The organism is Mesorhizobium sp. dw_380, assembly GCF_018588885.1.
Lineage (GTDB): Bacteria > Pseudomonadota > Alphaproteobacteria > Rhizobiales > Rhizobiaceae > Mesorhizobium.
Map to the genome: position 1 here is coordinate 1 of NZ_JAFFIW010000096.1, position 2625 is coordinate 2625.

The 2625-nt window shown below is 57.6% G+C and carries 2 protein-coding genes; both read right to left on the bottom strand.

Annotated elements, in window-relative coordinates; genetic code table 11:
- Positions 1-104 precede the first annotated feature (104 nt).
- Positions 105-881 carry an IS21-like element helper ATPase IstB gene (istB, locus tag JT360_RS32915; RefSeq protein WP_214477566.1) on the bottom strand — a complete coding sequence of 259 codons (777 nt, stop codon included), beginning with the start codon at positions 879-881 and terminating at the stop codon, positions 105-107.
- 17 nt (positions 882-898) lie between these two features.
- On the bottom strand, positions 899-2452 hold the full coding sequence (gene istA / locus JT360_RS32920) for an IS21 family transposase (protein ID WP_214477569.1): 1554 nt from the start codon (positions 2450-2452) through the stop codon (positions 899-901).
- Positions 2453-2625: the final 173 nt, after the last annotated feature.

The window sequence follows — 2625 nt, forward strand, 5'->3', positions numbered from 1 at the left end:
TGCGGATTTCGCTAAATTGGGACAGCGGTTTCAGTAAGTCGCGGACAAGCGTTTCGCAAAGTCGCGGACAACGGAGGGATCGAGTTCCGTTTGCCTTGTGGCTGTTAGGAGTGATTGATTTCGGTTATTTCGCCGCCGGTCAAGAGTGCGGGTGTTTTTCGCTTTCGCATGCTGTCGCCTTCGAGCGTTATGCGGTGGGCGTTATGAACGATGCGGTCCAGAATTGCGTCAGCTAAAGTGGCCTCTCCGATCATTTCATGCCAGGCGGCTACGGGAATTTGAGCCGTGATCAGCGTCGATTTTCGCCGGTACCGCTCCTCGAAGATTTCCAGCAGATCGAGGCGCTGCCGATCGCTCAGCGTATGCGCTCCCCAGTCGTCGAGGATCAGCAGTTGGACACGGGCAAGCTTGTCGATGAGGCGCGGAAAGCGTCCGTCGAGCCTGGCAAGTGCGAGATCTTCGAAGAGCCGTGGCATTCGAACGTAAAGCACGGAATAGTCGAGCCTTGCCGCCTGTCTTCCAAAAGCGCAGGCAATCCAAGTCTTTCCGGTGCCCGTTTGGCCTGTCAGAATCAAGTTCTCGTTTGCCTTCAGCCATGCGCCTTGCGCCAAGGACAAAACGTTGCGGCGATCAAGACCGCGGTGCGTGCTAAAATCGATGTCTTCGATCGATGCATTGGCAAAACGCAGCTTTGCAGTTGCCAGCCGATTGGTCAGTCGTTTGTCTGTTCTCAATGCGATCTCGCGGTCGAGCATCAGGCCGAGCCGCTCGTCAAAGCTGAGGTCGTTGCCATGGATCTGCTCGGCAAGCTCGCGATAGGCCGTTGCCATTCCGGCAAGGCCGAGCGTGTGCATTTGATCTAGGGTTGGATGTGTCAGCATCTGGGTGTCTTCCTTTCTCATTGATAGTAGGTTTTGCCGCGGATATTGCCGTGCGGCGGTGCCGGCTTGACGGCCTCGCTTGCGGGTGGAGCTTGGTCGAGACCCGATTTGAGAATGTTGGCGACGGACGAATAGCTCAGTGCATTGATGGTCAAGGCACGCTCGCACGCCATTTCCAGGCGATCGGATTTGTAGCGTCGCGCCAAGGAAAGGACGCCCTGCGCGGATCGATAGCCTTGTTCCGGATGCGGGCGGTCACTCAGCAGACGCTCGATAAATATCGCCGTATTGCTTCCGACTTTTGCCGCTTCCTTGCGCAATGTGTGAGGCGTCGTGTTTGCATAGCGCTGGTGGGACTTCGGCATATGCTCATTGACGGTGATGTGGCCCGAGCGCTGCGAGCTTCTGATGTGGCTGGCGATCCGCTTATGGTCAAAGAAGATCTCGACTGCCCGGTAGGTCAGTCTCACATCGACCCGCCTGCCGATCAGACCGTGCGGCACGGAGTAGAAGGTCCTGTCGACTTCGACATGATAGTCGGGATGGACCTTGGCGACTTTCCATTCCGCATACTCAAACGATGTTGCCGGCAGTGGCTTGAGCTGGGTGCGCTCGACCTCATCAAACAGCGCACGGCGGGATTTGCCGTAACGGCGCATGGTGCGACCATTGAGGTCCTCGATCAAAGCGCTGATCCGGATATTGAGATCAGCAAGGCTGAAGAAGCGTTCGTTTCGAAGCCTGGCCAGCACCCACCTCTCGACGATTAAAACCGAACCTTCGGCGGATGGCTTATCCCGAGGACGTTTCGGCCGTGCTGGAAGGATGGTCGTATCGTAATGTTCGGCGAAGGCGGCAAAGGTCGCATTTAACGTCGGCTCGAACCAAAGCGCCTTAGCAACCCCGGATTTGAGGTTGTCGCAGATCGTCGTCTTGGTCACGCCGCCGAAGTAACTGAAGGCCCTTTGGTTCGCTTCGATCCAATCCGGCAGCTTCTGACTGAAGCTCGCATAAGAGAACGTCAATTGCGACGCGCTCAGCACCGCGACGTAAATCTGGGCCGCGTAGATCTCTCCTGTCGACGGGTCGATAATGGGGATCGTGTGTCCAGCATAGTCGCACTCCATCGCGACGCCAGCAACGTGTCGGTTGCGATAGGTGGGTTTGACGCGGCTTTCGTATTCGCCAAAACGGCCGCAGAACCAGGTGTAGCCATAGCCGTCCACATGGGTCTCACGATATTCCTGCCACAGAAGATTGAGCGTCACGCCTTTCCGCTTCAGCTCGCTGGCAACCTTCGGCCAGTCCGGCTCATCGATGTCGCGCGGCGGCCGTCCCATCCGGCGAAAGAGCCGTCGCTCCAGAACCTCGTCATCGTCCAGTCCAGGCGGCAGCGGCCAGACCGCAAGTCCGACTTCCCGCGCCCGCAGCAGATACGTCGACACCGACGTCTTGCTGATCTTCAAACGCTCCGAAACCGCCCGCACAGGCAGGCCCTGCTCGAACGTCAGCCGCAGTATCGATCGGATGTCCTTCACGCTCGTATGTCTCGCTCGCTTCCGTCTCGGCATTGATGTCCTCGCTTCGAATACGAGGGCAAAATGCCAGATCGGCGCTCACGAAAATCGACCCAATTCCGCCGCCGGCTTTGTCCGCGACTTACTGAATTGCGTGTCCCGGACTTACTGAAATCCGTGTCCGCGACTTACTGAAATCCTTGTCCCGGACTTTGCGAAACCCGCAG

Coding starts and splice junctions, on each gene's coding strand:
- istB (WP_214477566.1), bottom strand. CDS start 881: ATGCTGACACATCCAACCCTAGATCAAATGCACACGCTCGGCCTTGCC.
- istA (WP_214477569.1), bottom strand. CDS start 2,452: ATGCCGAGACGGAAGCGAGCGAGACATACGAGCGTGAAGGACATCCGA.